This window comes from Streptomyces sp. NPDC014801, from assembly GCF_043082085.1.
Lineage (GTDB): Bacteria > Actinomycetota > Actinomycetes > Streptomycetales > Streptomycetaceae > Streptomyces.
Map to the genome: position 1 here is coordinate 36,550 of NZ_JBIBXG010000006.1, position 23,290 is coordinate 59,839.

The 23,290-nt window shown below is 73.5% G+C and carries 23 protein-coding genes; 13 read left to right on the forward strand and 10 right to left on the reverse strand.

Annotated features, from left to right (window positions below; all coding sequences use genetic code 11):
* Window positions 1-9: 9 nt before the first annotated feature.
* Genes ACF1AL_RS15430 through ACF1AL_RS15440 form a run of 3 tightly spaced genes read left to right on the forward strand, consistent with a single transcriptional unit; the run spans window position 10 to window position 2,581 of the window.
* A complete protein-coding gene (locus ACF1AL_RS15430; RefSeq protein ID WP_391701866.1) occupies window positions 10-1,128 on the forward strand; it encodes an Ldh family oxidoreductase in 1,119 nt (372 codons plus the stop codon).
* Complete coding sequence (locus ACF1AL_RS15435; protein WP_391826132.1) at window positions 1,125-2,120, forward strand: Gfo/Idh/MocA family protein; 996 nt, start codon at window positions 1,125-1,127, stop codon at window positions 2,118-2,120. The genes ACF1AL_RS15430 and ACF1AL_RS15435 overlap by 4 nt, the downstream gene beginning before the upstream one ends.
* Complete coding sequence (locus tag ACF1AL_RS15440) at window positions 2,117-2,581, forward strand: DUF6917 domain-containing protein (RefSeq protein WP_391779736.1); 465 nt, start codon at window positions 2,117-2,119, stop codon at window positions 2,579-2,581. Before ACF1AL_RS15435 ends, ACF1AL_RS15440 begins: the two co-directional genes overlap by 4 nt.
* A 142-nt stretch (window positions 2,582-2,723) precedes the next feature.
* Here the strand turns inward: ACF1AL_RS15440 and ACF1AL_RS15445 are convergent, their stop codons facing one another.
* From ACF1AL_RS15445 to ACF1AL_RS15455, 3 genes are all read right to left on the reverse strand, one after another.
* Window positions 2,724-3,257 carry an EF-hand domain-containing protein gene (locus ACF1AL_RS15445; RefSeq protein ID WP_391658033.1) on the reverse strand — a complete coding sequence of 178 codons (534 nt, stop codon included), beginning with the start codon at window positions 3,255-3,257 and terminating at the stop codon, window positions 2,724-2,726.
* 359 nt (window positions 3,258-3,616) lie between these two features.
* Window positions 3,617-3,925 carry a hypothetical protein gene (locus ACF1AL_RS15450; protein WP_391701857.1) on the reverse strand — a complete coding sequence of 103 codons (309 nt, stop codon included), beginning with the start codon at window positions 3,923-3,925 and terminating at the stop codon, window positions 3,617-3,619.
* Window positions 3,926-4,324: 399 nt separating this feature from the next.
* Window positions 4,325-5,851 (reverse strand): IucA/IucC family protein, encoded by a 1,527-nt coding sequence (locus tag ACF1AL_RS15455; protein WP_391826133.1) that lies wholly within the window; start codon window positions 5,849-5,851, stop codon window positions 4,325-4,327.
* Between the two features lie 92 nt (window positions 5,852-5,943).
* Between ACF1AL_RS15455 and ACF1AL_RS15460 the strand changes: the two genes are divergently transcribed.
* Genes ACF1AL_RS15460 through ACF1AL_RS15470 form a run of 3 tightly spaced genes read left to right on the forward strand, consistent with a single transcriptional unit; the run spans window position 5,944 to window position 9,544 of the window.
* Entirely contained in the window at window positions 5,944-7,434 is a 1,491-nt protein-coding gene (locus ACF1AL_RS15460; protein ID WP_391826134.1) for an IucA/IucC family protein, read from the forward strand.
* Window positions 7,435-7,478: 44 nt separating this feature from the next.
* Complete coding sequence (locus ACF1AL_RS15465) at window positions 7,479-8,741, forward strand: VWA domain-containing protein (RefSeq protein WP_366838172.1); 1,263 nt, start codon at window positions 7,479-7,481, stop codon at window positions 8,739-8,741.
* Window positions 8,741-9,544: a hypothetical protein gene (locus ACF1AL_RS15470; RefSeq protein ID WP_391826135.1), complete on the forward strand. Its 804-nt coding sequence runs from the start codon at window positions 8,741-8,743 to the stop codon at window positions 9,542-9,544. The genes ACF1AL_RS15465 and ACF1AL_RS15470 overlap by 1 nt, the downstream gene beginning before the upstream one ends.
* 453 nt (window positions 9,545-9,997) lie before the next feature.
* Here the strand turns inward: ACF1AL_RS15470 and ACF1AL_RS15475 are convergent, their stop codons facing one another.
* Window positions 9,998-10,639, reverse strand: coding sequence for a winged helix-turn-helix transcriptional regulator (locus ACF1AL_RS15475; RefSeq protein WP_391701842.1), 642 nt, complete (start codon window positions 10,637-10,639; stop codon window positions 9,998-10,000).
* An 81-nt stretch (window positions 10,640-10,720) separates the two neighbouring features.
* Between ACF1AL_RS15475 and ACF1AL_RS15480 the strand changes: the two genes are divergently transcribed.
* From ACF1AL_RS15480 to ACF1AL_RS15500, 5 genes are all read left to right on the forward strand, one after another.
* The gene (locus ACF1AL_RS15480; protein WP_384213658.1) at window positions 10,721-11,929 is read left to right on the forward strand and encodes a pyridoxal phosphate-dependent aminotransferase; all 1,209 of its coding nucleotides are present in this window, start codon (window positions 10,721-10,723) and stop codon (window positions 11,927-11,929) included.
* Between the two features lie 153 nt (window positions 11,930-12,082).
* A complete protein-coding gene (locus ACF1AL_RS15485) occupies window positions 12,083-12,682 on the forward strand; it encodes a histidine phosphatase family protein (protein ID WP_391779731.1) in 600 nt (199 codons plus the stop codon).
* 73 nt (window positions 12,683-12,755) lie between these two features.
* Window positions 12,756-13,385, forward strand: a complete 630-nt coding sequence (locus tag ACF1AL_RS15490) for a hypothetical protein (protein WP_391779730.1) — start codon at window positions 12,756-12,758, stop codon at window positions 13,383-13,385.
* A 110-nt stretch (window positions 13,386-13,495) separates the two neighbouring features.
* Window positions 13,496-13,918, forward strand: a complete 423-nt coding sequence (locus ACF1AL_RS15495) for an acyl-CoA thioesterase (protein ID WP_391658027.1) — start codon at window positions 13,496-13,498, stop codon at window positions 13,916-13,918.
* A 220-nt stretch (window positions 13,919-14,138) separates the two neighbouring features.
* Window positions 14,139-14,603: a hypothetical protein gene (locus ACF1AL_RS15500; protein ID WP_391826136.1), complete on the forward strand. Its 465-nt coding sequence runs from the start codon at window positions 14,139-14,141 to the stop codon at window positions 14,601-14,603.
* Window positions 14,604-14,616: 13 nt separating this feature from the next.
* Here ACF1AL_RS15500 and ACF1AL_RS15505 read toward each other — a convergent pair whose 3' ends face one another.
* Entirely contained in the window at window positions 14,617-15,018 is a 402-nt protein-coding gene (locus ACF1AL_RS15505) for a winged helix-turn-helix transcriptional regulator (RefSeq protein ID WP_384213673.1), read from the reverse strand.
* A gap of 115 nt (window positions 15,019-15,133) precedes the next feature.
* Here ACF1AL_RS15505 and ACF1AL_RS15510 point away from each other — a divergent pair, with 115 nt between their 5' ends.
* Window positions 15,134-16,594 carry an MFS transporter gene (locus ACF1AL_RS15510; RefSeq protein WP_391826137.1) on the forward strand — a complete coding sequence of 487 codons (1,461 nt, stop codon included), beginning with the start codon at window positions 15,134-15,136 and terminating at the stop codon, window positions 16,592-16,594.
* A gap of 149 nt (window positions 16,595-16,743) precedes the next feature.
* Window positions 16,744-17,364, forward strand: a complete 621-nt coding sequence (locus ACF1AL_RS15515; RefSeq protein ID WP_391826138.1) for an exonuclease — start codon at window positions 16,744-16,746, stop codon at window positions 17,362-17,364.
* Between the two features lie 16 nt (window positions 17,365-17,380).
* Here ACF1AL_RS15515 and ACF1AL_RS15520 read toward each other — a convergent pair whose 3' ends face one another.
* The 5 genes from ACF1AL_RS15520 to uraH all read right to left on the reverse strand — a co-directional run bounded on the left by ACF1AL_RS15520 (window position 17,381) and on the right by uraH (window position 23,290).
* Window positions 17,381-18,706 (reverse strand): nucleobase:cation symporter-2 family protein, encoded by a 1,326-nt coding sequence (locus tag ACF1AL_RS15520; RefSeq protein ID WP_384213723.1) that lies wholly within the window; start codon window positions 18,704-18,706, stop codon window positions 17,381-17,383.
* Window positions 18,707-19,011: 305 nt separating this feature from the next.
* Complete coding sequence (locus tag ACF1AL_RS15525) at window positions 19,012-20,397, reverse strand: 8-oxoguanine deaminase (RefSeq protein WP_384213682.1); 1,386 nt, start codon at window positions 20,395-20,397, stop codon at window positions 19,012-19,014.
* Between the two features lie 69 nt (window positions 20,398-20,466).
* Complete coding sequence (locus ACF1AL_RS15530) at window positions 20,467-21,879, reverse strand: nucleobase:cation symporter-2 family protein (protein WP_391826139.1); 1,413 nt, start codon at window positions 21,877-21,879, stop codon at window positions 20,467-20,469.
* 65 nt (window positions 21,880-21,944) lie between these two features.
* The gene (pucL, locus tag ACF1AL_RS15535; protein ID WP_391658021.1) at window positions 21,945-22,880 is read right to left on the reverse strand and encodes a factor-independent urate hydroxylase; all 936 of its coding nucleotides are present in this window, start codon (window positions 22,878-22,880) and stop codon (window positions 21,945-21,947) included.
* A gap of 8 nt (window positions 22,881-22,888) precedes the next feature.
* Entirely contained in the window at window positions 22,889-23,290 is a 402-nt protein-coding gene (uraH, locus tag ACF1AL_RS15540; protein ID WP_391826140.1) for a hydroxyisourate hydrolase, read from the reverse strand.

Here is a 23,290-nt window from a genome sequence, read left to right on the forward strand (position 1 = left end):
GAACCCCGGATGACCGCACCCCCCGCCCGCCCCGTCGCACCCGACCACACCCCCGTCCTCGTCGGCCACGAGGAGCTGCGCGACGCGCTGACCGGCCTGTTCGCCGGACACGGCATCCCGGCCGCGCGGGCCCGGCTCGCCGCCGAGGCGCTCTGCCACGGCGACCTGACCGGCCAGGACTCGCACGGCGTGTTCAACCTGACCCGGCTCTACCTGCCGCTGCTGGAGTCGGGGCGCTGCGATCCGCGCGCCGAGCCGCGCACCCTGACCGACCTGGGGGCCTGCGCGGTCGTCGACGCCCGCCGCGCCCTGGGCCTGTGGGCCGCGGCCGAGGCCATGGACGACGCCGTGGCCCGGGCGGCCCGGCACGGCATCGGCCTGGTGTCGGTGCGCGGGGCCACCCACTTCGGGTGCGCCGGCTTCCACGCCCTGCGCGCCGCGCGGGCCGGGATGATCGGCGTGGTCGCGAGCAACTGCGGCGGGCAGCGCATCGCCCGGCCGCCGGGCGGCGCGGTGGCGATGCTCGGCACCAACCCGCTCAGCGTCGCCGCGCCCGCGCTCGACGCGCACCCGTTCCTGCTCGACATGAGCACCACCGTCGCCCCGACCGGACGGGTCCGCGTCGCCGCCCGGCGGGGCCTTCCGGTGCCGGCCGGCTGGCTGGAGGACGCGGCGGGCGCCCCGGTGACCGATCCGCACGCCTTCGACCGCGGTGAGGCCTTCCTGCGCTGGCTGGGCGGCACCGCCGAGACCGGTGTGCACAAGGGGTACGGGCTCGGCATCGCCGTGGAACTGCTGGCGGCCGTGGTGTCCGGCGCGGCCGTGGGACCGGCGCCGGACGCCCTGGACGGGGACGGCCGGCCGCACGGCAGCGACGACGACATCGGCTTCCTCCTCCTCGCGATCGCCCCCGAGGTGCTGCGTCCCGGCGCCGACCTGGCCGCCACCACCCGGTCCCTGTTCGGCACGCTCGTGGCCTGCCCGCCGGTGCCCGGCGGGGAACCGGTGCGCTATCCGGGCTGGTGGGAGGCGGAGCGCGCCGCCGAACGCCGGCTTCACGGCATCCCGCTGCCGCCCCACCTGCACGCGGAGCTGACCGCGCTGGGCCTGCTGGGCGGCGACCGGTGACCCGGCCGCTGCGGCTCGCCGTCGTCGGGCTCGGCGCGATCTCGCCGTACTACCTGGCCGCGGCGCGGCGGCTGCCCGGGTGGGAGCTGACCGCCGTGTGCGACGCCCGCGCCGAGGCGCTGGAGCGGGTTCCCGGCCCCGTCGCGCGCTTCCGCGACCACCGCGCGCTGCTGTACCGGGCGCGGCCGGACGCCCTGGTGGTGTCCGTGCCCAACGACGTGCATCTGCCGCTGTGCCGGGACGCGCTGGCCGCCGGCGTCCCGGTGTGCGTGGAGAAGCCCCTGGCCCTGACCGCGGCCGAGGGCCGGGTCCTGGTGGACCTGGCGCGGCGCGCGGACGTCCCGCTGATGACGGCGTTCCACCGCCGCTACAACGCCGCCGTCCGGACCCTGGCCCGCCGTACGGCGGGCCGGGAGATCGTGTCCGTGCGGGTGCGGTACCTGGAGCGCATCGAGGAGCACCTGGGCGGCGAGGACTGGTACCTGGACCCGGCCCGCTGCGGCGGCGGCTGCGTGGCCGACAACGGGCCCAACGCGCTGGACCTGGTGCGGCTGCTGCTCGGCGACCTCACCGTCACCGGCTGCGCGATCCGGCGCGACGGCCACGGCGTGGACCGCCAGGCCGTGATCGGGCTGCGCGGCGGCGCGGCGACCGCGTCGGTGGAGCTGGACTGGTCGTATCCGGGCGAGTGCAAGGACCTGGAGGTGGAGCTGGCAGGCGGGGAGGTGCTGCGCGCGGACATGCTCGCCGGGCACAGCGGCTTCAAGGCGTCGCTGTGGCACGAGTACGAGGCCGTGCTCACCGAGTTCGCCGCGCTGGTGCGGGGCCGCGTCCCGGCCGGCCCGGGGGCCCATGGGGGTCTGGCCGCGCTGGAGCTGGTGGAGGCGGCCTACCGCTGTGCCCGGCCCGCGTCCGGGACGATCGCCCGTCCGGCGGCCGAGGCGATCGCCCGTCCGGCGGCCCAGCCGAGTGCGGCGGAGGTGGACCGGTGAACCCGTCGGAGGACGGCTCGAAGCGCGAGGTGCGCGGGGCGCTGGTCAAGGTCCTGGTGCATCGCCGGACCGACCGGGGCATGCGGCTGGAGGAGCACGCGGCGCGCTGTGTCCGCCGGGGCGAGGTGCACGAGCTGGTCACCACCGACCAATGGGACCCGCGCCCCGGCGCCCGGATCGACCGGGTGGGCTTCCTGGGCTTCGCCGAGCTGGCGTGCGGCGGGGTGATCGACCGGGGGGACCTGGTGCGGATCGGGCAGACGACGGTGGGCACGGTGCTCGGCTTCGACGCCTGCCATCTGCCGAACCACTACAACATCCTGATCCACACGCCGGGCCCGGTCAGCGGCCGGGACCTCGGCCTGCAGCCGGAAACCCCGGTGGTCTTCGTCCAGGGGCGGCCCGGCGAGCCGGTCACCGGCCCCGCCACGCCCGGAACCCCCGCACCCGGCGGCTCCTGAGACACCGCGCCCCGGATGGTGCCGCCCTCGCGGGCCGCGCCATCCGGTGGCCGTGGGTCCCGGGCAAACGGCCCCGGTGACCCGGGCGGCCGAGCGCCCGGGTCACGCGTGCCGGTCCGCCGGGTCGGCCGGGGCCGCCGGGTCAGCCGAGCAGCTCGACCTCCAGCCGGCCGAAGTGGAAGTCGCGGACGACCTGGAGCAGTTCGTCCTCGGACAGCCGCCCGTCGCCGTTGAGGTCCACCTTGCCGAACATCTGCCCGGCCTGGGAGGCGGGGACGCCGACGGCGGTCAGCCAGGCCTGGAACTCGCGGGCGTCGATCTCCCCGTCGTGGTTGTCGTCGCACAGCTGGATGAGCGCCTTCACGACGGGGCCGAGGGCCTGGTCGAAGCTCGCCTCGCCCTCGCCGAACAGCATGTTCCCGGTGGCGTCGAGGAACTGGTCCCGGGTGATGGCGCCCCCGGAGCCGACGCCCGCCTTGTCCGCCAGGTAGTCGAACAGCCCCTGGAAGGCCCGGTGGAGCTGCTGCACCTCCGGCGAGTCGGCGCTCTTGCCCAGGTTCTGGGCGATGCGGGCGGCCTCACCCTGGAAGTCGCTCGCCTCCAGGACACCGTTGCCGTCGGTGTCCCACTTCTCGAATCGCTTCACCAGACGGTCGTTGGCGACAGCGGTGCTCATGTGTGTCTCCTTGCCCCGGGGTCGTCCCGGATCGTGTGACGGACTGCGGCACCTGGGCAGGGCCGCGACCACGCAGGGCGGTGCCGCTGCGCGGAGTTCGAGGGGCCGGTGGAAAGGCCGGCGGGGAAAAGGAATCAGAGGACGGCGGCCGCGCGGCCCACGGCCTTGCCACGGCCGTGCGGAAACAGCGCGCATTCCGGCGGCAAGACGAAATGGACCTCACACCTGAAGGCGTGTGGCTTCCGGGATTTCGACTTTTCCGTCTCGTGGGGCGCGCGGCAACCGCTCATGAATTCCGTGGAATTACTCTCCCGCGCACCGCCCGCTGCCGAATTGGGGCAACGGACCGCGGAGGGTGGTCAAGCGGAGAAGCTGCCGCTGCCGGGCGCCACGTGCGAGCCGTATCCGGGCTGCACGGTGAGGCCGGGGGTCAGGCAGAACGGGTCCCCGTAGATGACGACCGGCCGGTCGGTCTGGTTGGTCAGTACATGCGCGTCGGGCGGAAGCTTCTGGCAGCCGCTCGGGTCGTGGTAGACGGTCAGCGGCGCGAGTTCGGTGGAGAACACCACGACGTCTCCGGGCTCCGCCGCGCGGGCGGTGACGGTGCCCGCGCTCGCCGCGAGCAGCGCGCCCGCCGCGGCCAGCAGGACGGTACGAGTACGGCGCATGGGGCCGCCTCCTTGTCGGTGGGGGGCTGTCGAGATGATTGTTTGCTCCAGCACAGCGCCTTAAGCCAGAGGCATCTGCCATGAGCCCGAACCAGGGATGGAGTCAAGCGAAGTTGACCACCCCCCGCGCGACGGTCTGCGCCCCCTCTGCCCACCCCGCGCGCCGCCCCCGGGCGCACGCAGGGCCCTCCCGCACGGGTGGTGAACCGGTGGAATCCCCTGCCATGAGAGGGAGTTGGTGATGCCGCGCGCCCCTGCGGCCGCCGTCCCGGCTCCCCGGACGCAGGACTGGCACCCGCCCGCGCCGACGGGGCCGACGGCACGGCGTCCGGTCCGGGCGCGGTGGTGGCCGGATACCGCCGGTGGCCGGATTGCGACGTCGCTCCGGCGAAGGTGATCTCAGCCGGCGGCCAGCGGGTTGGGCAGCGGCAGGTAGCGGGCGGCGGCACCGTCGGCGCCGGTCCAGCGCAGCAGCAGGTTGGTCTTGCCGGGCAGGGTCGGCGAGGCGAGCAGCGCGGCCGCCTCGGGCAGCCCGTGACGGCCCAGCTCGCGGCGGGCCGCCGGCCAGGGGTCGAGCCCGGGGTGGCGCTCGGCCAGGGCGGCGGCGACCTCGCCGAGGTGGTTGACGACCAGGCAGTACACCAGCCGCTCCCAGCCGGCCCGCGGGGTCACGTCCGGCAGCAGCTTGACGCCCTCGGCGTCCCGGAAGAGGGCCTGCACGGGCATTCCGGCGGCGTCGACCGCGACCAGGGTGTTCTGCAGGTGTGCCTCCAGGACGACCCCGTGGTCGGCGTAGGCGGCGAGGGCGGGCGGGACGACGGCGCGCAGATACGCCTCCCACCAGGCCGCCGGATCGGCCGCGGCGGCGAGCGGACTGCCGTCGAAGCCCTCCACCAGGGCGGCGGCGAGCAGCGGGGTCGCGCCGGGCAGCAGGGCGCCGCGCAGACCGTCGCGGACCACGACGGCCAGCTCCTCGAAGGCGAACGAGGTGGTGCGGTAGCCGCGGTCGCTCAGCCAGGCCGCGGGTCCGCGGAGCGCGGCGAAGGCGTGCCCGGCGGCCTTGTCGGTACGGCGCAGCCGGCGCAGGTCGTGCTCCCACAGCCGGCGGATGTCGTTGGTGATCCGCACGTCGAGGCTGAACTTGAGGAACAGGTCCTCCCCGGGCGCGTACAGGGTGCGGATCGCCGCCGTCGGCCACGCCTGGAAGGCGGTGGCGCCGAGCCGGATCAGCCGTCCGTCGGCGAAGGCGTCCGCGAGGGCGGGCGCGGCCAGCCGCAGCTGCCAGGGGTGGGCGGGCAGCAGCCGGTAGCCGGGCGGGGCCTCGCCGAGCGCGTCGAGGGCGCTGGTGTCCCCCTCCTCCACGACGGTGTCGGCGCGCACCCCGAGCAGCGCCAGCGGGAAGCGGGCGTGCGCCTCGGGGGCGTACGGCAGCCAGCCGGCCGGCGGGCCGCCGCCGCGCGCCTTGGGGGCCGGGTGGTGGGGGTGGCCGGTGATCAGGGACTGTTCGGAGCGCAGGTACGGGTCGGCGGGCGCGCTGGCGTGGGCGCGGGCGGCGAGCAGGGCGGCGACCACGTCCCGGCTGTCGGTCATCTCGGCGACCAGCCCGGGGTTGGCGAGCCCGGTGTGCCGGCGCAGCTCGTCGGCGACGAGGGCGACCAGCCCGGCGTGGTCCAGCGGCCGCCAGGCGCCGCCGTCGTCCTGGACCTCGGGGTGGGTGGGGCGGCGAGCGCCGCGCGCCCGCAGCAGCCGGCCGGAGGCGGCCAGCCGGTGCACGGGCCGGCCGTCACGGGTGCCCGCCGGGTGGGCGGCCTCGCGCAGCAGGCAGTTCAGCAGCGGCGCGGCCGCGTGGGCGTCGGCCCGGGCGGCGAGGTCGTCGCGCGGCGCGGGATCGCCGATGGTGGGAGTCAGGAGGTCCACGCGATCCACTCGTTCCCTACGGTCCTGTCGTTCGGAGACGATCAGTATCCCTGCCGTCACGGCCCGCCGTGACGCCGTCCGCGTACCCGAGGAGCCCGCCCGTGCACCGACCCCCCACCGCCGAGGCGGAGGTCGCCGCAGAACTCGCCGCCGAGCGTCCCGGACTGCTGCCGGGGTACCGGGCGGCGCTGCCCGGCGCGCGTGCCGCCGTCCTCACCCGCTTGTGGCGGGCCTTCGGCCATGAGCCGCTGCCGTGGATCACCCGCCGCGAGGAGTACGGCGACGGGCTCACCCTGCGCCTGGCCGACGGCCGCCGGCTGCACGGCCCCGTGCCGGACGCGTACGCCACCGGCGGCTACGTCACCGCCGTACACCTCGACGGGGTGGCGTACGAGCGGCCCGAGCGGCTGATGACGGACCTGGCGGTACCGCACGCGGCGGGGTTCGCGGCCGAGCTCGGCCACAGCGTCGCCTCGCTCGCGCTGTCCCGGGCCGGGCAGGAGGACGGGTGGCCGCCGGGACCGCCCGTGCACGGCTGGGAGTGGGAGCAGCGGGTCGTGGACGGGCACCCCTACCACCCGTGCTGCCGTGCCCGGCCCGGTTTCTCGGTGGCGGAGCAGCTGGCGTACGCGCCGGAGCACCGGCCGGTGGTGGAGCTGGGGCTGCTGCCGGTGGCGGCGGAGGACTGCCTGGTGGCCGGTGACTGGCCGGGGTGGCTGCGGGAGGAGGGGCGGGTGATGCTGCCGGTGCATCCGTGGCAGGCGGCGCATGTGCTCAAGCGGTCGGGTGAGGGGACGCTCGCCGCTCATCCGCTGATGGCGTTGCGCACGCTCGCGCTGCCCGGCGGGCCGCATGTGAAGACCGCGCTGAGCGCCCGGCTGACGTCGTCGGTGCGGGACATCTCGGTGGGCTCGGTACGCATGGCGGCGTCGCTGTCGGCGTTCGGCGAGACGCTGGCGGAGCGCACGGACGGGCTGCTGCACATCACGCGCACGCTGGGCGCGGCCACGGCCCACTCCCCCGACCTGGCGGCCCTGCTGCGCGAGGCGCCGGAGGTGTACGCGGGGCCCGGGGAGAGTGTCGTGCCGGTGGCGGCGCTCACCGGCCCGCACTCCCCGGCCTGGCTCGCCGCGTTCGCCCGGCTGGCCCTGACCGTGGGGCTGCGGCTGCTGGAGCTGGGCGCGGCTCTGGAGGCGCACGGGCAGAACCTGCTGGTGGTGCTGGGCCCGGCGGGCGAGCCGCGGCGGCTGGTCTACCGGGACCTGGCCGACATCCGGGTCAGCCCGGCCCGGCTGGCCCGGCACGGCATCGCGCTCCCCGGCGATCTCGCGGGGCGGATCCTCACCGACGACGTGACGGCGCTGCGGCGCAAGCTGTTCGGCTCCCTGGTGGCGGGGGCGCTGGCGGCCACCGCGGGCGGCACGGCCGCGCTGCGGGCGGCACTGGAGGCGGCGGTGCCTCAACTACCTAGCACACCCGACCTGGTGGCGCTGCGTCAGGAACCCTTGCCCGTCAAGGCGTTGACGCTGATGCGGCTGTCGCCGGACGTGCCGGGGGACCAGTGGACGGTGCTGCCCAACCCGTTGCGGTGAGACCCGTTTTGAAGCCGGGGCCCGCTGATCAATAAGATCCGCCGATGATCAGAAGACAACGGCTGGCGGCGGGCCTCGGCGCCCTGCTCGCCGCGCTCGCGGCCGGGCTCGCGTTCCCGGCCGGGGCGGTCGCCGACGAGACCACCGCAAGCGCACCGAAGGTCGACCTCGTGATCGACGTCAGCGGGTCGATGCGGACGCGGGACATCGACGGCCAGTCGCGGATGTCGGCGGCCAAGCAGGCGTTCAACGAGGTGCTGGACGCCACGCCCGAGGAGGTCCAGCTCGGCATCCGCACCCTGGGCGCCACGTACCCGGGCGACGACCGGCAGACCGGCTGCAAGGACACCGCGCAGCTGTACAAGGTCGGCCCGCTCGACCGCACCGAGGCCAAGACCGCGGTGGCCACGCTCAACCCGACCGGCTGGACGCCGATCGGGCCGGCCCTGCTCAAGGCGGCCGGCGACCTCGACGGCGGCACCGGTTCCAAGCGGATCGTGCTGATCAGCGACGGCGAGGACACCTGCGCCCCGCTCGACCCGTGCGAGGTGGCCCGCGAGATAGCCGCCAAGGGCATCGGCCTGACCATCGACACGCTCGGCCTGGTGCCGAACGTGAAGATGCGGCGGCAGCTCAGCTGCATCGCGGAGGCCACCGGCGGCACCTACACCTCGGTGCAGCACACGGACGAACTCGCCGACAAGGTCAATCAGTTGGTGGACCGTGCGGCCGACCCGGTGGTCACGCCGGTCGCGACCGAAGGCGCGGCCTCCTGCGCCAAGGCGCCCACGCTGAACTCCGGTCTGTACACCGACCGCGAGGAGTTCGGGCAGCAGCGCTGGTACCGGGTGGACGTGAAGCCCGGCCAGGAGCTGCGCGCCTCGGTGAGCGTGGCCGCGGACCGCTCGATGCACCCGGACTACGGCGTGCTGCTGCGCGCCGTCACGGTGCACGGGCGGGAGATCGTGCGCGGTGAGGCGGCCGGCACCGGCCGCACCGACGTGATCTCGACGGGTCTGCGCTACCCGAAGGCGGACAGCGACGACGACAACGCCCCGGCGGAGACCGTGTGCCTGGCGGTGACGAACTCCTTCTCGGCGGCGCCCGGCGTGAAGACCACGCCCGGCATGCCGGTGGAGCTGACCGTGGACGTGGTCGACGGACCCTCGCAGGCCGACGACGTGGCGTCCTTCGGGCTCGGCCGCGGCTGGTGGCTGCTCGGTCTGCTGGTGCTGATCGGCTTCCTCGCGGGTGTGGTGTGGGGCTGGCTGTCGCGCTGGCGTGTCGCGGTGTGGAGGACCAACTGATGAGGATCACTCACGCGCTGGGCGCGGCCCTGTTGACGCTCGGCCTCGCCGCCGCCCCCGCGGCGGCCGACTCCTCCCCGTCCGCGAGCCCGTCGGGCGGCACCTCGGCGCCGGCCTCGGCGGGCACGTCGTTCCGTACGGCGACGGAGGTCGAGCAGGGGCAGACGGCCACCGCGAGCGCCTCCACCGGTGACTACCTGTACTGGTCGTTCCCCGCGGACGCGAAGCAGCGGCCCACCGTCAGGGCGACGGTGAAGCTGCCGCAGACGCACCTGCGGCAGACCTGGCAGGTCGACGTGTACGACGGCCTGCGGCGCCGGCAGGCGTGCCAGTACGGCGCCCAGACCCGCACCGCGGACGCGGGCACCGCCTCGCTGGAGCTGGCGTGCGTGATGCGCACCGTGCGCGCCTGGTCGGAGCCGTGGGCGGACGACCCGCTGCCGGGGACGTACTACGTCCGGCTGACGGCGGTGGACGTGCAGACGGCCGACCTCGGGCAGCCGGTGGACGCCGAACTGCGCGTCGATTCCAAGGACATCGGCGGCGCGGCGGCCGTGGACGGCCGGCTGGCCGAGCCGCTGGTGCCGGGTGCCGCCGTCAAGGCACAGCGGGACAAGGACGACTCCAAGGCTGCGGCCGTGCTGGCCAGTGTCGAGCCGGACGGCGGCTGGTCGTCCGGCTGGTGGTCGGACCGCTGGGTGTGGACCGCGATCGGCGGCGTGCTGGCCGCGCTCGCGGGCATCGGCGGGTACGCGCTGACACGCGGCCGGGGCCGCCCGCCGTACGTGCCGCCCAACGCCTGACAGCTCACCGAAGGCCCGCCGCACACGCCGCGCGGCGGGCCTTCGGCGTTCGGGGCGTAGGCCATGCGGCGGGCCCTCGGGGTTCGGCGCGTGCGCCAGGCGGCGGGCTCTCGGGGTTCGGCGCGTGCGCCAGGCGGCGGGCTCTCGGGGTTCGGCGCGTACGCCAGGCGGCGGGCCCTCGGGGTTCGGCGCGTACGCCAGGCGGCGGGCCCTCGGCGTTCGGTGCGTACGCCACGCAGCGGGCCCTCGGGGTTCGGCGCGTACGCCACGCAGCGGGCCCTCGGCGCTCGGCGCGTACGCCACGCAGCGGGCCCTCGGCGCTCGGCGCGTACGCCACGCAGCGGGCGGCCCTGGGCGCTCGGGCGGCGGGCCGCCTCGGGTGCCCCGGCGCGGCGAGCCGTCGGGGCCGCGTCAGGGGTGTCCGGTGTTCCGGGCGAGGGGCGCGCCTGTGGTCTACGCGGTGGGGCCGTCCCGGAGTTCCTTGGCGAGGGGGCCGTCGCCGGACAGGTCGGCGTGGCCGGTGCGGACGGCGTCGGCGAGGCGCAGCCGTCCGCCGGCGATGGCCGTGGCGGTCGCGGAGTCCAGGACGAGCCGGGCGTCGGGCTCGCCGGGTGCGGGACCGTCGCCGTAGACCGGCCCCTGAGCCGCCCCGGCGTGCAGATGGAACACGCCTTCCTCCAGCCGTACTTCGAGCAGCCCCGGCCCCTCGATCGCGCGCAGCAGCGGCAGCGCGAACCAGTGCGCGCGGACCGCGTCGGTGGGCCGCCGCTCCCCGAGCTCGGCCTCGCCCCACGCGCCGAGGGCCTGCAGCACGGGCAGCAAGTCCCGTCCCCGCGCCGTCAGTTCGTACACGAAGACCGCTCCCGGGGGCGGCAGCCGGCGACGGGTGGCGAGGCCGCCCTGCTCCATGTCCTTCAGCCGTGAGGCGAGCACGTCCGTGCTGACGCCCGGCAGGTCGGCGTGCAGGTCGGTGTAGCGGCGCGGTCCGGCGAGCAGCTCCCGGACGATCAGCAGGGTCCAGCGGTCGCCGACGAGGTCGAGGGCGCGGGCGGTGGAGCAGTACTGGTCGTAACTACGGCGCGAGCGGGGTGACATGCGACGCAGTCTAGACGTCTTGTTGGACTTTCCAAGCTCCCGCTTGGTAAAACCAAGCATCACGAGTTCCGGGAGGGGCCCATGGAGTTCCGGCAGTCGAACAAGCTCAGCGAGGTCTGTTACGAGATCCGCGGGCCGGTGATCGAGCACGCCAACGCGCTGGAGGAGGCCGGGCACAGCGTGCTGCGGCTGAACACCGGCAACCCGGCCCTCTTCGGCTTCGAGGCGCCGGAGGAGATCCTCCAGGACATGATCCGGATGCTGCCGCAGGCGCACGGCTACACCGACTCGCGCGGCATCCTCTCCGCCCGCCGCGCGGTCGCCCAGCGCTACCAGACGCTCGGTGTGGAGGTCGGCGTCGACGACGTGTTCCTCGGCAACGGCGTCAGCGAACTGGTCTCCATGGCCGTCCAGGCGCTGGTCGAGGACGGTGACGAGATCCTCATCCCCGCCCCGGACTTCCCGCTGTGGACGGCCGTGACCACCCTCGCGGGCGGCAAGGCGGTCCACTACCTGTGCGACGAGCAGGCCGAGTGGTACCCGGACCTGGCCGACATGGAGGCGAAGATCACCGACCGCACCAAGGCGGTCGTCCTGATCAACCCCAACAACCCCACCGGCGCGGTCTACCCCAAGGAGATCGTCGAGGGCATCCTCGACCTCGCGCGCCGGCACCACCTGATGGTCTTCGCCGACGAGATCTACGACCAGATCCTGTACGACGACGCCGTGCACCACTCGGCCGCCGCGCTCGCCCCCGACCTGGTGGTCCTCACCTTCTGCGGCCTGTCCAAGACGTACCGGGTGGCGGGCTTCCGCTCCGGCTGGCTCGTCGTGACCGGGCCGCGGCAGCACGCCAAGGACTACCTGGAGGGCCTGACCATGCTGGCCTCCATGCGCCTGTGCGCCAACGCGCCCGCCCAGTACGCCATCCAGGCCGCGCTCGGCGGCCGGCAGTCCATCCACGAGCTGACCGCGCCCGGCGGACGGCTGCGGGAGCAGCGGGACGTGGCCTGGGAGAAACTGAACGAGATCCCCGGAGTCTCGTGCGTGAAGCCGAAGGGGGCGCTGTACGCGTTCCCGCGCCTTGACCCGAAGGTGCACCCGATCCACGACGACGAGAAGTTCGTCCTGGACCTGCTGCTGCGGGAGAAGATCCAGGTGGTGCAGGGCACCGGCTTCAACTGGCCGCGCCCGGACCACTTCCGCGTGCTGACCCTGCCGCACGCGGAGGACCTGGAGGCGGCCATCGGGCGGATCGGCCGGTTCCTGAGCGGATACCGGCAGTAGACGGATACCGGCAGGAGACGACGGATACCGGCAGTAGGCGGCCTGACGGGCGGGCATCCGGGGGGCGTGCGGGGCCGAACGGATGACCGGCCCGGGGCCCCGGGCGCGTCGGACCTCGCGCGGCGGGAGGGCCGGGCCCGTAGCCTGTGAGGCGTGGGTGATCTCTTTCTCGTGCGGCACGGTGAGACCGAGTGGTCGCGGTCCGGCCGGCACACCGGGTGGACGGACGTCCCGCTGACCGAGCACGGACGGGAGGAGGCGCGCCGGCTGGCGCCCCTCGTCCGGTCGCACCGGATCGGCGCCGCCTTCGTCAGCCCGCTGCAGCGGGCCCGGGAGACGGCCGAGCTGATCGGGGTGCACGACGCGCGGGTGGACGCCGACCTGCGGGAGTGGGACTACGGCGGGTACGAGGGCGTCACCACCGTGCAGATCCAGCGGGAGCGGCCCGGCTGGTTCCTGTTCACCGACGGGGTCGCGCCCGGGCCGCCGGAACGCCCCGGGGAGAGCCCGGAAGAGGTCGGCGAGCGCGCCGACCGCATGCTCGGCAAGGTGGACGCCGCGCTCGCGAACACCGAGGGTGTCGTCCTGCTGGTCGCCCACGGGCACTTCCTGCGGGTGCTGACCGCCCGGCGGCTCGGGCTGCCGGCGGAGCAGGGGGCGCTGTTCCAGCTGGCGACCGGTTCGCTGTGCCGGCTGGGCACCGAGCACGGGCGGCCGGTGATCGCGGGCTGGAATGTCAGACCCCCGGCGTAGCCTGCGAAGCGGGTGAGATCCCGCCGCCGTCCGCGTCCTGCGGCGGGCGCCCGCGCGCAGGAAGGAACACGCCGTGACCCGACCGCCCACCGCCGCCCAGCGGCGTGTCATCGACGCCGCCGATCCCGTCACCGGACGGCTGCGCGGCACGCCGGCGCAGCTCGCGGCACTGGTGCGGCACGGACTGGCCTTCCGCCATCCGCGGCCACCGCACGACCACTTCCTGACGCCGGCCGGGCACCGGATACGCGAGACCCCGGTGACCGCGCCGCCCGAGCCGGCGCCCGCGGAGCCGGCCACGGGCGTCTTCACCGCGCGGGTGGGCGGCGAGGAGGAGCCGCCGGACACCGGACCGGCGCGGGTGCGCGAGGTGCACAGCGCCTGGCAGGGACTGCTGGAGCTGCGCCGCATGACCAACCCGGACGGGTCGGTGGACCGGCCGTGCGGCTGGGAGCGCACGCACCTGGTGCGGGCCGCGGCGCTCGCCCTGGAGGCGGCGGGGATACGGCCGGCCGGCGGAGGCCGGGAGGGCTACCGCGTCCGGGCCACACCCCAGCCGGAGGCCGTCGCCGTCCACGCGGACGACCCGCGGTCCCTGAGCGCCTGCGCGACCGCGCTGGAACGGGCGGGCTGGCAGACCGGCGAGTACACCGAGCCCCGCACCAGGGCCCGCTATGTGCTCGCCTCCCCGCGCAGGGTGTGAGGACGTCGCCGCGCACGGGCGGGCGTGCCGGGCGTGCGGAAGTCGCTTCGCACCGGCGGACGGGCGTGCCAAGATCGATGGGCAGTGCACCGAAGACGAAGGGGGAAGTGATGAGCGAGCCGTTCTCCGTGCGGATCACCGTCCGCGGCTACGAGACCGACGTGCAGGGGCACCTGAACCAGAGCGTGTACCTCAACTACGCCGAGCACGCGCGCTGGTCGCTGCTGCAGGCGGCCGGGATCACCCAGTCCCGGCTGATCTCGACCGGCGTCGGCCCGGTCGCCCTGGAGACCACCATCCGCTACCGGCGCGAGCTGCTCGCCGGTGACGAGGTCGACGTGACGTGTGCCTTCGAGTGGGGCGACGGCAAGACCTTCCGCATGCACCAGACGATCCGCAAGACCGACGGCACGGTCGCCGCCGAGATCACGGCGGTCGGCGGCCTGCTGGACCTCAAGGCCCGGCGCCTGGTGGCGAGCCCGCAGGCCCACTTCAAGGAACTGGCCGAGGACCCCGCCCTGTTCGGCCTGTGATTCAAGGGAAGGCAAAATCGAGGGCCCGGGGACGCTGTAGTTGTAAAGTGAACGAAGTGTGCGCGGTACGCTGTGTACCGGCACCGTGACGCGAGGTGTCCGCTCCTGACTGTCGGTTCGGAAGACCGGATTCACCCACGTGCTGAAGTTCTCCTCGTTCCTCCAGGGTGCTCGGGGCCCGCGTAGACGCACCCCGACGCGTTCCGGACCGTCGTCCGACGTGACCGCACAAGCCGCACCCGCCGACACCGGCGCCCTCGCCCTCACCGCCGCCGAACTGGCCGACCTGCTCCAGGTGCTGGACCACGCGCGGGAGCAGATCACCGAGCTGAGCAAAGCCGACGCGGACACCGTCGCGGCCGCGAGCGGATCCGCCCTGATCCCGGTGCTGTGCGCGCGGGCCGGCATCGCCGCCCTGCGCGGACACGGCAGCATCCCCCTGCTCGCCCCGGAAGCCGGCCTCCTCGAGGCGGCCGTGCTCAACCTGCAGTCGTACCAGGGCAACGAGGCGGTCCTGTGCACGGGCCACGCCCTTCTGGACGCCCTCGACAGGCGCGAGCACGTCACCGGCCGCCTGGTCGTGGTGCACGGCATCCTGGCCTTCGACGGCGACACCGAAACGGAAACGGACGGCCCGGCCAGCGCCCTGACCCCCGACGGGGGCGGCCTGAACGCGCCGTTGTAGCAGCACCCGCTCCCTAGGCGTCGACCAGGTCCGGGTTGTGCTCGGTGTCATATGCGGCGCGGGCCTCGGCGATGTACTGCCGGTTGCGCTCGGCCCAGTCCGTGAGGCGCTGGAGGGTCTCGTGGAGCTCGCGGGCGACCGGGGTGAGCGCGTACTCCACCCTCGGCGGCACCGTCGGGTGCACGGTCCGGGTGACCAGGCCGTCGCGCTCCAGCTGGCGCAGGGTGAGCGTGAGCATCCGGCGGCTGATGCCCTCGATCCCGCGCTCCAGTTCGGTGAACCGGATCGGACCGTGGGCGGCCGCGACAAGGATCTGCACGCTCCACTTCCCGGCGACCCTGTCAAGGACTTCCCGAACGGGGCAGGCGTGCGCGTTCACGACCTGCGGGGTAACACCGGTGTTCCTCTGGGACATCGAACTGCCTCCTTACGCCGGCCTTCAGGGTCACTCACGATGACCTCCGTTACAAGTCGTGCACCAAGGGCACGACCGATGCCCTGGCAACGAAGGATCCCGGAGGCCGTTTCCCATGTCGACCCTGACCGAGTCACCGGCGCGCGGCGCGGCCGGGCGGCGGACGCACCCGCGCTGGGCGTCCCTGGCCGTGCTGTGCGCGGGCACCCTCATGACGATCCTGGACGGCAACATCGTCACCGTGGCGATGCCCGCCATCCAGCGCGACCTCGGCTTCAGCGGCCCGGGGCTCGCCTGGGTGGTCAACGCCTATCTGATCGCCTTCGGCGGGCTGCTGTTGCTGGCCGGGCGGCTGGGTGACCTGGTGGGCCGCAAGCGGATGTTCACCACGGGGCTCGCCGTGTTCACCACCGCCTCCGTGGTCTGCGGCGTCGCCACCGGTCAGGGGATGCTGATCGCGGCGCGGGCCGCGCAGGGCGTCGGCGGGGCGATGGCCTCGGCGGTGGTGCTCGGCATGCTCGTGTCCCTCTTCCCCGAGCCGCGTGAACAGGCCCGCGCCATCGCGGTGTTCAGCGCGGTCGGGGCGGCCGGCGGGGCGCTCGGCACGTTCCTCGGCGGCGCGCTGACCCAGTCGGCCGGCTGGCACTGGATCTTCCTGATCAACCTGCCCATCGGGGTGGTCGCGTGGTGGGCCGCCGTCCGCGTCCTCGCCCCCGAGCGCGGCGCCGGCCTGGGCTCAGGCGCCGACTACCCGGGCGCCGCGCTGATCACGGCCGCGCTCATGCTCACCGTGTACGTCATCGTCGGCGCCGCGGACCGCGGCGTCACCGCGACCGTGGCGTCGGCGGTGCTCGCCGTCGCCCTCTTCACCGGGTTCGCTGTACGTCAGGCGCGGGCCGCGCGTCCGCTGCTGCGGCTGCGCCTGTTCCGGTCCCGCGTGCTGAGCGGGGCGAACGCCGTCCAGGTGCTGATGATCGCCACGATGTACGGCTTCCAGTTCATCGGCGCGCTGTACCTGCAGCGGGTCCTCGGCTACGGCGAGCTGGCCACGGGCACGGCGTTCCTCCCGGCGCCGGTGGTGATCGGACTGCTGATGCTGGGGCTGTCGGCCCGGGTCGTGGGACGGTTCGGCCCGTACCGGGTGCTGCTGGCCGGGCTCGTCCTCATCACCGCGGGGACGGCGCTGCTGGGCCGGGCGCCGGCCGACGGGGTGTACGCCCGGGACGTGCTGCCGGCGATGCTGCTGCTGTCCGTGGGGTTCGCCGCGGCCATGCCCGCACTGACCGGGCTCGCGATGTCCGGGGCGCGCGAGGAGGACGCGGGACTCGCGTCGGGACTGTTCAGCACCACGCAGGTGGTGGGTGGTTCGCTGGGGCTCGCCGCCCTGTCCACCCTGGCCGCGAGCCGCACCGGCGGCCTGCTGCAGCGGGGTGCCGAGCTGGTCCCGGCCACCGCGGAGGGGTACCGGCTGGCCTTCCGGGTGGCGACGGGCATCGCGGTCACGGCGCTGCTGCTGGCGGCGGCGGTGCTGCGCCCGCACCGAGGCGGCCGGCCCGCACCGGACGCCTCCCGGTGATCCCGCGCTCCCGGCAGGACGCGCCACCCCGCTCGCACGGCACTGAACCGGCCGGTCCGCACAGAGCGCGCCGCCCCGCCCACCGTCCCGCCCTGCCGGGCCGAAACCGGGATGCGCGGGTCCGCAAGGGGCTGGCATGCTCCGGTGCCATGTCCGCACGCCGTGTCAGACCCAGCCTGTACCTCTCCGTCGACATCGAGGCCGACGGGCCGATTCCGGGGCCGTACTCGATGCTCAGCCTGGGCGCGGCGGTCGCCGGGGTGCAGGACGCGGACGGGTTCCGGGCCGCCGATCCCGAGGAGCGGACCTTCTACCGGGAACTGAAGCCGATCAGCACGGAGTTCGTGCCCGAGGCGCTCGCGGTGAGCGGGCTCGACCGGGAGCGGCTGGCGGCCGAGGGCGCCGAACCGGCCGTCGCGCTCGCCGAGTTCGCCGCCTGGGTGCGGGAGGTGAGCGAGGGCGCGCAGCCGGTGATGTGCGGCTATCCGGCGCCGTACGACTGGACGTTCCTGTACTGGTATCTGGTCCGGTTCACCGGCGGCAGCCCCTTCGGGCACTCGGGCTGCCTGGACATGAAGACGCTGTACGCGGCCAAGGCGCGGGTGCCGCTGCGGGCCGTCGCCAAGCGGACGATGCCGCCCGAGCTGCTCCCCCGCCGGCGGCACACCCATCACGCGCTGGACGACGCCGTCGAGCAGGCGGAGTTGCTGGCCCGGCTCATGGAATGGCCGGGGGTGACGGTGAACAACCCGTCTCCCCCGGCCGGTTAAGTCCTGAGCGTCCCTCTCAGTGCGCAGCGGCGATCTCCTCCCCGGCCTCCATGGGGTGGGTGACGTCCTGGGCCTCGCGGCCCTTGCCGATGTGGTTGAAGATCAGGTTGAGCAGCACGGCCGTCACACAGCCCGTGGAGATGCCCGAGTCCAGGACGATCTTCGCGGTCTCGGGGAAGGAGTGGTAGAACTCCGGCGCGGTGATCGGGATGATGCCGACGGCCAGGGAGACGGCCACGATCAGGACGTTGTTGTCCTTGTCCAGGCCGGCCCGGACCAGGGTCTGGATGCCGCTCGCCGCGACCGAGCCGAACAGCACCACGCCGGCGCCGCCGAGGACCGGGCGGGGCACGACCGCGATGAGCGAGGCGGCCATCGGGCACAGGCCCATCAGGACCAGGAAGCCGCCGCCGGTCGCGACGACGTAGCGGCTGCGGATCCTCGTCATCGCCACCAGGCCGATGTTCTGCGCGAAGGCGCTGCACATGAAGCCGTTGAACAGGGGGCTGATCGCCGAGCCGAGGGTGTCGGCGCGCAGGCCGGCCGCGATGGTCTTCTCGTCGGCGGGCCGCTCGACGATCTCACCGAGCGCCAGCATGTCGGCGGTCGACTCGGTCATCGACACCACCATCACCACGCACAGGGACAGGATCGCGGCGAGCTGGAACTGCGGGGCGCCGAAGTGGAACGGGGTGGGGAAGCCGACGATGTCCGCCTCGCCGACGGGGCTGAAGTCGGTGACGCCGAACGGTATCGCGATGAGCGTGCCCGCGACCAGGCCGAGCAGGACCGCGATCTGCTTGACGAAGCCGGTGGTGAACCGGCGCAGCAGCAGCACGATCAGCAGGGTGATGCCGGCGAGGGTGAGATAGGTCGTCGACCCGTAGTCGTCGGCCTTGGGGTTGGGCCCCTGGGCCCAGCCGAAGGCGACGGGCAGCAGGGAGACGCCGATCAAGGTGATCACGGAGCCGGTGACGACCGGCGGGAAGAAGCGAATCGCCTTGCAGAAGATGGGGGCGGCGAGGAAGCCGAGCAGACCGGCGACGATGACCGCGCCGAAGATGATCGGCAGGGCGTCGGACTTGTCGTGGGTGGAGGCGACCACCGCGGTCATCGGGGCGACGCCGGCGAAGGTGACGCCGTTGACGAACGGCAGGCGGGCACCGATCTTCCAGATGCCGAGGGTCTGCAGAAAGGTCGCGAGGCCCGCGGTGAACAGGCAGGCGCCGGTGAGGAACGTCAGGTCGGTGCCGGACAGGCCTACGGCCGCGCCGACGATCAGGGGCGGGGCGACGACTCCGGCATACATGGCGGCCACGTGCTGCAGGCCGCTGGTCGCCATTTTCAGGGCGGGGAGCTTCTCGTCCACCGGGTGGGTGGCGAGCTTTTCGTCTACGGATTGGGCGGCCACGGCTGCTCCTCCGGGCGGGTAACACGTCGTGGGGCGACGTGGGTTTCTAGGAGGTGGTGCGAGGTCGTGCGGGACCTGACGGGGGGTGGCACTGGTGAGCGGTGAACGGTGTGACCGTTCCGGGGCGCGCGTTCGCGCGCGCCCCGGAGACGGCTTCCGTGGATCCCGCTCGGATCCACGGTCCCGGCCGGGAGCCGTCCCTCCCGGCCGGAGTACTTGAGGACCCTGCGAGGGGATCAGCCCTGCGCGCTGATCCGGGCGAGGCGCTGGGCCTCCTCGCGGGTGGAGCGGGCGACGGCGTCCTCGTCGACGGTCAGCAGGCGGCCGTCCTCGACGATCTGCCGGCCGTTGACGAAGGAGGCGGTGACCGGGGCGGCCGCGCCGAACACCAGCGCGGTCACCGGGTCGGCGATGGAGGCGTGGGCGAGCGTGTCCATCCTCCACAGCACCACGTCGGCCAGCTTGCCCGCCTCCAGCGAGCCGATCTGGTCGGCGCGGCCGAGCACCTGCGCACCGCCGTGGGTACCGAGCCGCAGCGCCTGGCGGGCGTTCAGCGCGGCCTCGCGGTGCGCGCCGAGGCGGTTGATCAGCAGGGCGTTGCGCAGCTCGGTGTGCAGCTCACCGGACTCGTTGGACGCCGTACCGTCGACGCCGAGGCCGACCGGGACGCCGGCCTTGAGCATGTCGGGGACGCGGGCGATGCCGGCGGCGAGGCGGGCGTTGGACGACGGGCAGTGGGCCACGCCCGTCCTGGTGCGGGCGAACGCGGCGATGTCGGAGTCGGTCATGTGGACGCAGTGCGCCATCCACACGTCCTCGCCGAGCCAGCCCGTCGACTCGAAGTAGTCGGTCGGGCCCATGCCGAACAGCTCGTGGCAGAACTTCTCCTCCTCCACGGTCTCCGAACCGTGGGTGTGCAGCCGTACGCCGAGGCGGCGGGCCAGCTCGGCGCCGTCGCGCATCAGCTCGGTCGACACGGAGAACGGCGAGCAGGGCGCGACCGCGACCTGGGTCATGGCGTCGAAGGAGGCGTCGTGGTGCTTCTTGACGGTGTCCTCGGTCGCCGAGAGGGCACCCTCCAGCGTCTCCACCGCGAAGTCCGGCGGCAGGCCGCCGTCCTTGACGCTGCGGTCCATCGAGCCGCGGGCCAGCGTGAAGCGCACGCCCATCTCGGCGGCGGCCTTGATGATCGCGCCGGACAGGTCGCCGGAGCCCTGCGGGAACACGTAGTGGTGGTCCATGGCGGTGGTGACACCGCCGCGGGCCATCATGGCGAGCGAACCCTGCGCGGCCGAGTAGCACATCTGCTCGTCGATCCGCGCCCACGTCGGGTACAGCGCGACCAGCCAGTTGAACAGGTTGTGGTCGGTGGCCAGGCCCCGGGTGATCCACTGGTAGAAGTGGTGATGGGTGTTGACCAGACCGGGAGTGGCCAGATGGCCGCTCGCGTCGATCCGGCGCACCACGTTCTCCAGGCCCTCGGGGGCCTTGCCCGCGCCGACCGACTCGATCCTGTTGCCGGCGAGGACGAGGTGTCCCGACGCGTACTCGGTGTCGCCCGCGTCCACGGTCGCGATCGCACAGTTCTCGATGACGATGCGCTGGGCTGCCGATGGTGCCATCGTGCTTCCTTGTCTTTCAGTGGCGGCCCGTGAACGGGAGAGTGTCCACGGGGAGGGCACGGCAGGACCCTAGGAGGATTTGAGTGCCGGGGCGGTCCGGCCGCTCCGGGTGCCGAGATGGTGGAAGAACAGATTGAGTGCGACCGCGACGAGCGCGCCGGCGCTGATGCCGGAGCCGAGCACGGTCTGCGCCCAGGCCGGGAAGTCGGCGTAGAAGGTGGGGGCGGCCAGCGGGATGATGCCCGCGCCGAGCGCCACGGCCACCAGGATGATGTTGGAGCTGTCGTCCAGGCCCGCCTCGGACAGGGTGCGGATGCCGCTGACGGCGATCGAGCCGAACAGCACGATGCCCGCGCCGCCGAGGACCGGCATGGGGACCAGGGAGACGACCGCGCCGAGGACCGGGAAGGCGCCGAGGACGAGCAGGGTGCCGCCGGCGACGGCCACGACGTAGCGGCTGCGCACCCGGGTCAGCGAGACGACGCCGACGTTCTGGGCGAAGGCGGAGGTGGGGAAGCCGCCGAAGACGGGGCCGATCAGGGTGGCGAGGCCGTCGGTGCGCAGGCCCCGGGTGATCGTCTTCGCGTTCGCGCGGCGGTCGCAGATCTCGCCGAGGGCGAGCATGCCGGCGCTGGACTCGGTCATCAGCACCAGCATCACGATGCACAGCGACAGGATGGCCGCGGGCTGGAACTCGGGGGCGCCGAAGGCGAACGGCGTGGGCAGCGCGGCGACCGGCGCCGAGGTGAAGGAGCTGAAGTCGGCCATGCCGAAGGGGATGGCGACCAGCGTGCCGACGAGCAGGCCGAAGAGCAGGGCGACCTGCTTGACGAAGCCCTTGCCGAAGCGCTGGATCAGCAGGATGACGGCGAGGGTGAAGCCGGCCAGCGCCAGGTACTTCATGGCGCCGAAGTCGGGGGCGGTCTTGTCGCCGCCCTGGGCCCAGCTGACGGGCACGGGCATCAGGGTGACGCCGATGAGCGTGATGACGACGCCGGTGACCAGCGGCGGGAAGAAGCGCAGCAGCCGCCCGAAGAAGGGGCCGACGGCCAGGCAGAAGACCCCGGCGACCATCACCGCGCCGTAGATCGCGGGGAGTTGGTGGCCCTGGTCGTTGGTCTCGGCGATCGCGAGGATCGGCGCGATGCCCGCGGAGGAGGCGGCGTTGACGAAGGGCAGCCGGTTGCCGACGAAGCCCTTGACGCCGATGGTCTGCAGGATGGTCGCGACGCCCGCGATGAGCAGGGACGCGGCGATCAGCCGGGTGCGGGCCGCGATGTCGAGTCCGCAGGCCTGGCCGATGATGAGCGGAGGAGTGACAACGCCTGCGTACATGGCGGCGATGTGCTGGAGCGCGGCGGGGACGAGCCGCGAGAGGTGGAGCTTCTCGTCCACCGGGTGCACGGACGTGACGGCGTCCTCGGTGTGCACCGGCGGGGTGGAACAGGAGCCTTTCACCGGCTCCCTTGCAGGCTGTGCCATGGTGTTCCCTCCGGTGTGGCGCATCCCCGGCCCCGGCGTGCGGGGCCGGGGACACGCGTCCCGCGTCAGAGGTTGGTCATGTCGACCGGGATGAGCTGCTCGGCGCCGTCCCGCAGGATGGTCGCCTCGATCAGGCCGTAGGGGCGGTCGGCGGCGTAGTACACGGCGCCGTCCTTGGCCTCGTTGTCGATCCCGAAGGGCGACAGGTCCGAGCGGAAGTGGTGCTTGTTCGGCATCGAGAAGCGGATCTCCTCGACCTCGTCACGCGAGTTCAGCACCCGCACACCCATCTCGAAGAGGGTCTGCTGGAGCGAGTACGAGTAGGTCTCGGCGAACGCCTGCAGCGCGTGCTTGCGCACCCCGTTGTACGAGCGGTCCCAGTCCGGGGCGTGCGAGTCGATGCCGTCCCAGTTGTGCCGCCACCAGGTGGAGACGGTGGTGGCGAGGATGCGGTCGTAGTCCTCCTGGAGGGTGGTGTACTTGTCCTTCAGGAAGCCCCAGAACTCGGAGTTCGTCGTGTTCAGGACGGTCAGGTCCTTGAACCCGGACAGCACCTGGATGCCGTGGCCGTCGTAGGTGATCTGCGCGACGCGGGTCTCCTGGCCCTTGCGGACGAAGGAGTGGGCGATCTCGTCGGCGCCGACGAAGCGGGCGCCGCCCTTGGAGGTCTCGATCCGCTCCCAGCCGTACTCCTCGATGCGGATGCGGGCCCGGTGGATGGACGAGGTGTTGTCCACGAAGTGGCGGGCGAGCTTGACGCCGAAGTCCTCGGCGCTCTCGATCCCGTGCTCCTTGGCGAAGGCGTACACCGTGTTCTTGGTGGTGTCGGTGGGCAGGACGTTCGCGTTGGAACCGCTGCGGTGGACCTCCTCCATGTCGCCGGACAGGGCGACGGAGACGTTGAGGTCCTTGATGTGGTGCGTGTCGCCGTCACGCGTGATCTTTACGACGCGGTTCTCTGCCTTGCCGTACTGGTTCTGTCCCAGGACGAAACGGGTCATGGTGTCGGTCAGCTCCCTCGGTAAACGGAGTAGCCGAACGGGTTGAGCAGCAGCGGAACGTGGTAGTGCTCGCCGGGCACCACCGCGAAGGCGATGGTGACCTCGGGGAAGAACACGGGCCGGCCGTTCTCGCTGTCCCGGAGCGCGGGGGCGTCCTGCTGGGCCGCGGCTTGTTTCTTGGCGAAGTACGTCTCGGTGTCGAAGTCGAGCCGTACGTGGGTGGTCCCCTCCGGCAGGGCCGGGAGGTCCTTGCACCGCCCGTCCGCGTCGGTGGCCGAACCGCCGAGTGCCTGCCAGTCCGCGTCCGGCCCGGAGCGGGCGGAGAGGCGGACGGCTACGGCCTCGGCGGGCCGGCCTACGGAGGTGTCCAGGATGTGCGTCGACACCGAGGCGGTGGTGCTGGTGCTCAT

What these genes read in the sequence shown, in the direction of transcription:
- ACF1AL_RS15515 (WP_391826138.1), top strand. Translation starts at nt 16,744, where the DNA reads ATGTCCGCACGCCGTGTCAGACCCAGCCTGTACCTCTCCGTCGACATC.
- ACF1AL_RS15430 (WP_391701866.1), top strand. Translation starts at nt 10, where the DNA reads ATGACCGCACCCCCCGCCCGCCCCGTCGCACCCGACCACACCCCCGTC.
- ACF1AL_RS15520 (WP_384213723.1), bottom strand. Translation starts at nt 18,706, where the DNA reads ATGGCGACCAGCGGCCTGCAGCACGTGGCCGCCATGTATGCCGGAGTC.
- uraH (WP_391826140.1), bottom strand. Translation starts at nt 23,290, where the DNA reads ATGAGCACCAGCACCACCGCCTCGGTGTCGACGCACATCCTGGACACC.
- ACF1AL_RS15505 (WP_384213673.1), bottom strand. Translation starts at nt 15,018, where the DNA reads ATGTCCCAGAGGAACACCGGTGTTACCCCGCAGGTCGTGAACGCGCAC.
- ACF1AL_RS15495 (WP_391658027.1), top strand. Translation starts at nt 13,496, where the DNA reads ATGAGCGAGCCGTTCTCCGTGCGGATCACCGTCCGCGGCTACGAGACC.
- ACF1AL_RS15510 (WP_391826137.1), top strand. Translation starts at nt 15,134, where the DNA reads ATGTCGACCCTGACCGAGTCACCGGCGCGCGGCGCGGCCGGGCGGCGG.
- ACF1AL_RS15450 (WP_391701857.1), bottom strand. Translation starts at nt 3,925, where the DNA reads ATGCGCCGTACTCGTACCGTCCTGCTGGCCGCGGCGGGCGCGCTGCTC.
- ACF1AL_RS15445 (WP_391658033.1), bottom strand. Translation starts at nt 3,257, where the DNA reads ATGAGCACCGCTGTCGCCAACGACCGTCTGGTGAAGCGATTCGAGAAG.
- ACF1AL_RS15465 (WP_366838172.1), top strand. Translation starts at nt 7,479, where the DNA reads ATGATCAGAAGACAACGGCTGGCGGCGGGCCTCGGCGCCCTGCTCGCC.
- ACF1AL_RS15525 (WP_384213682.1), bottom strand. Translation starts at nt 20,397, where the DNA reads ATGGCACCATCGGCAGCCCAGCGCATCGTCATCGAGAACTGTGCGATC.
- ACF1AL_RS15475 (WP_391701842.1), bottom strand. Translation starts at nt 10,639, where the DNA reads ATGTCACCCCGCTCGCGCCGTAGTTACGACCAGTACTGCTCCACCGCC.
- ACF1AL_RS15530 (WP_391826139.1), bottom strand. Translation starts at nt 21,879, where the DNA reads ATGGCACAGCCTGCAAGGGAGCCGGTGAAAGGCTCCTGTTCCACCCCG.
- pucL (WP_391658021.1), bottom strand. Translation starts at nt 22,880, where the DNA reads ATGACCCGTTTCGTCCTGGGACAGAACCAGTACGGCAAGGCAGAGAAC.
- ACF1AL_RS15480 (WP_384213658.1), top strand. Translation starts at nt 10,721, where the DNA reads ATGGAGTTCCGGCAGTCGAACAAGCTCAGCGAGGTCTGTTACGAGATC.
- ACF1AL_RS15470 (WP_391826135.1), top strand. Translation starts at nt 8,741, where the DNA reads ATGAGGATCACTCACGCGCTGGGCGCGGCCCTGTTGACGCTCGGCCTC.